The organism is Spirulina sp. 06S082, assembly GCF_034932145.1.
Lineage (GTDB): Bacteria > Cyanobacteriota > Cyanobacteriia > Cyanobacteriales > Spirulinaceae > CCY15215.
Genome location: NZ_JAYGHV010000459.1, coordinates 1 through 3,690 on the forward strand (window position 1 = coordinate 1; position 3,690 = coordinate 3,690).

Sequence of the window (3,690 nt, forward strand, 5' to 3'; positions counted from 1 at the left end):
TACGGCGATTGTAGCGATCGAAAGTATCCTCATAAGGATCGCGATTGCTACTCTTGGGAGGACGATTGCGATCGAGGCGATCGTAACGTTCTTCTCGCTTGCTGTCTCCGGTAAAAGTGCGCTTAATCGAATCAAAGAAATCGCCGTCGTCTTCTTCTTCATATTGCAAGCGCACTTCTCGATTCAGTTCGTAGAGGGCATCTTGTAAGTCCGCAGAAGAGCGATCGATGCCGCGATCGTCATCTCGTTCCAAACTTTCATCTAATTCTCGCATGAGAGACTCAATTTGGCGGCGATAGTAGGCTGCAAACTGGCTGCCAAAATCGAGGGTTACTTCCCGCAAACGCCGTTTTCCTTGATCGATCAAAGATTTCGCCCGATTGCGTTTCTCGACCTTTTCCCGTCGTTCTCGATCCTCACTGGCAAAACGTTCGGCCTCTTGCAACATCGTATTAATTTCATATTCGCTCAAAGTCGAGGCTTCTTGAACAACAATACTTTGCTCTCGTCCCGTCATGCGATCGATCGCCGTTACTTGTAGAATACCGTTGGCATCGATATCAAAAGCGACTTGAATTTGCGGAATACCTCTCGGGGCGGGAGGAATTCCGGTTAACTTGAAACGTCCCAAAGACTTATTATCCTTGGCCATTTCCCTTTCCCCTTGAACAATATGCACTTCCACCACGGTTTGATTATTTTCCCCCGTGGAGAAGATATCGGAACGACGCACGGGTATCGTCGTGTTACGGGGAATGAGCTTTTTCGTTACACCGCTAACGGTTTCTAAGCCCAAAGAAAGGGGCGTTACATCCAATAAAAGAACATCTTTGACGGATCCCGATAAAATTCCTGCTTGAATTGCTGCACCCACCGCAACAACTTCATCGGGGTTAACATTCTGATTGGGTTCGCGATCGATGAGACTGTAAACCAAATCTCGGATCATGGGCATTCTTGTGGATCCTCCCACCAGAACCACTTCATCAATATCCATGGGTCCGAGTCCCGCATCTTTAAGGGCGCGTTTAACAGGACGGCGCAGGCGACTCAATAAATCGCCACACAACCCCTCAAAACTGCCTCGGGTGAGTTGCGTTTCGATATGTTGGGGTCCTTCTTCCGTGGCGGTGATAAAGGGCAGATTGATGTCTGTAATGCCCACTCCAGAGAGTTCGATTTTCGCTTTCTCTGCGGCTTCCATGAGGCGCTGTAATGCTTGGCGATCGCTTTTCCTTAAGTCAATTTTTTGCTGTTCTAAAAACGCTTCTGCTAACCAATCAACAATTTTGCGATCGAACTCATTTCCCCCTAACTGGGTATCGCCACTGGTGGCGCGAACTTCAAATACACCGTCTCCCACATCCAAAATAGAGACATCAAAGGTCCCTCCCCCCAAGTCAAATACCATAATGGTTTGACTGCCTTGGCGATCCAATCCATAAGCCAAAGAAGCCGCCGTGGGTTCGTTAATAATTCGTAGAACCTCTAAGCCCGCAATGCGTCCAGCATCTCGCGTTGCTTGTCGTTGGGAGTCGTTAAAATAAGCAGGGACGGTAATCACTGCACCGGTAATCGGTTCTCCTAAATAGCGTTCGGCATCTTCTGCCAAGCGTCTGAGAATTTTAGCAGCGAGTTCTTCTGGGGCGAAATCCTTTTGCAGCCGAGGACAAGGAATCTTAATATTTCCCTCCTCATCCCGACGGATGGTATAGGCAACCCGTTTGGATTCGGGGTTTAATTCGGTATATTTCCGACCGATAAAACGCTTAATGGAATAGAAGGTATTTTTGGGGTTGAGAACGGTCTGTCGCCGTGCTAACTGTCCGACGAGCAATTCTCCTTCCTTGTTCACCCCCACGACGGAAGGGGTGGTTCGCATTCCTTCGGCATTGGCAATTACCATCGGCTTACTGCCTTCCATGATGGCAACTACCGAGTTTGTCGTTCCCAAGTCGATGCCAACTACTCTACCCATGTACGCTATCGATTCCTTGAATAAATGTTAAGTTGCTGCATTCTATTGTAATGGGTAATCGGTAATGGATAGGGGGGTAAGGAAAAAGACTTGCTCTGGAGATGGCGATCGCTGAATTATATGAGAGAAAGCGCGATCGAAAATGGTAAAGACGTTTATGGCGATCGCCTATTGCTAAATTTTGAGAGCAAGTCAGCAATTTTTTCATTCGAGTCGCAATCCTAGATGATAACTGGGTTTTATGGCGATCGAACATCGATGATGATAATTATTTTGCTTGCTTTTTTGCAGGAATTCTGCTAAAAACATCCGCTAAATGTATAAATTTTTTGGAACAAATCCCAAATCATTCGGATCGAAGACAAAAGCGGTGCAAAAACAATATTTAGAGATCGTTTCCCCAGCAAACTAACGTATGAAAAGAACATTAGCTCTACTCTCCCTCGGACTTGGATTAGCATTTACCACCCCTCATTTAGGGGCTGAAGCGCAACCCCTCGAATGGTCTAATCCCCAGAATAATTCGTCTTTAGGCTATGACGAGCAGCTTTGGCAAAGTTTCCGAGGTGCAGGCGATAAAGATGCTCTCCTGCAATCTATCGATAATAGCCTGCGCTATTTAAACACCCCCAAAGCCGCAGAAGTTTACAGAAATTATCCCATTCGCTGGATTACCCGCGATCGCGTCCGTCGTTCTCTCGTGCGTTTCCGTCAATTAGTACAGCAGGCGCGCAGTCCCCAAGAACTGCAAGCGGCGGTTAAGCAAGAATTTGTCTTTTATCGCTCCACGGGACAAGATAATCGCGGTACAGTCTATTTTACGGGCTATTACGAACCGATTTATCAAGCCAGCCGCACCCCCACGGAAGACTATCGCTATCCCCTCTATCGCCGTCCGGGAAACTTGGAGCAATGGCCAACACCCCACCCCAGTCGCGATCGACTCGAAGGAGCCGACGGTACGGGCAAAAATAGCATTTTGCGCGGCTCAGAATTGGTTTGGTTGCGCGATCGCCTTGAGGCCTTTCTCGTCCACATTCAAGGCTCTGCCAAGCTCAAATTAGCGGATGGCGGTACCATGACGGTAGGCTATCACGGTAGTACGGATTATCCTTATGTCAGTGTCGGACAGGCTATGATTCGGGATGGGTTACACCCTCGCGATGGTTTCACCCTACCGAAAATGATTAATATTTTCCGTCAGCGTCCCTATTTACTCGATCGCTACATTCCCCAGAACAAACGTTTTATTTTCTTCCGGGATACTAACGGTGCGCCAGCATCAGGGAGTTTAAGCGTTCCTGTCACTGCCGATCGCTCTATTGCCACAGATAAGGCTTTAATGCCCCCAGGCGCCTTAGCATTGATTGACACGCAAATTCCCATCCCTGATAGTCGCGGACAGATGCAAACACCTCGTGTCAGTCGTTATGTTTTGGATCAAGATGCGGGAAGTGCCATTAAAACACCGGGTCGCGTAGATGTTTTCATGGGAACTGGAGAAGTTGCTGGAAACAGGGCAGGTGTTATGGGTTATCGGGGTTCATTGTATTACCTGATGTTGAAGGAATAGCCATCTTTATCCCCAACTCAATGTCGCGAGGGGTCTCCCGTTATTGTCTTGGTGCGCGTTCCTTAGCTGTTCGCAAAGCGTTCCCGGAGGGAGTAGGAAACCTCAGCAGGGTCGCACCGCAATCTCCGATTTAACGGGA

3 protein-coding genes are annotated in these 3,690 nt (G+C 48.1%); 1 reads left to right on the top strand and 2 read right to left on the bottom strand.

Annotated features, from left to right (window positions below; translation table 11 throughout):
• On the bottom strand, positions 1-1,978 hold a 1,978-nt coding region (gene dnaK / locus VB714_RS26865; RefSeq protein ID WP_323228373.1), incomplete at its 3' end, for a molecular chaperone DnaK.
• Positions 1,971-2,186, bottom strand: a complete 216-nt coding sequence (locus VB714_RS26870; protein ID WP_323228375.1) for a hypothetical protein — start codon at positions 2,184-2,186, stop codon at positions 1,971-1,973. The genes dnaK and VB714_RS26870, both read right to left, overlap by 8 nt.
• A gap of 207 nt (positions 2,187-2,393) precedes the next feature.
• Here VB714_RS26870 and VB714_RS26875 point away from each other — a divergent pair, with 207 nt between their 5' ends.
• The gene (locus VB714_RS26875; RefSeq protein ID WP_323228376.1) at positions 2,394-3,551 is read left to right on the top strand and encodes a murein transglycosylase A; all 1,158 of its coding nucleotides are present in this window, start codon (positions 2,394-2,396) and stop codon (positions 3,549-3,551) included.
• The last annotated feature ends 139 nt before the right edge of the window (positions 3,552-3,690 follow it).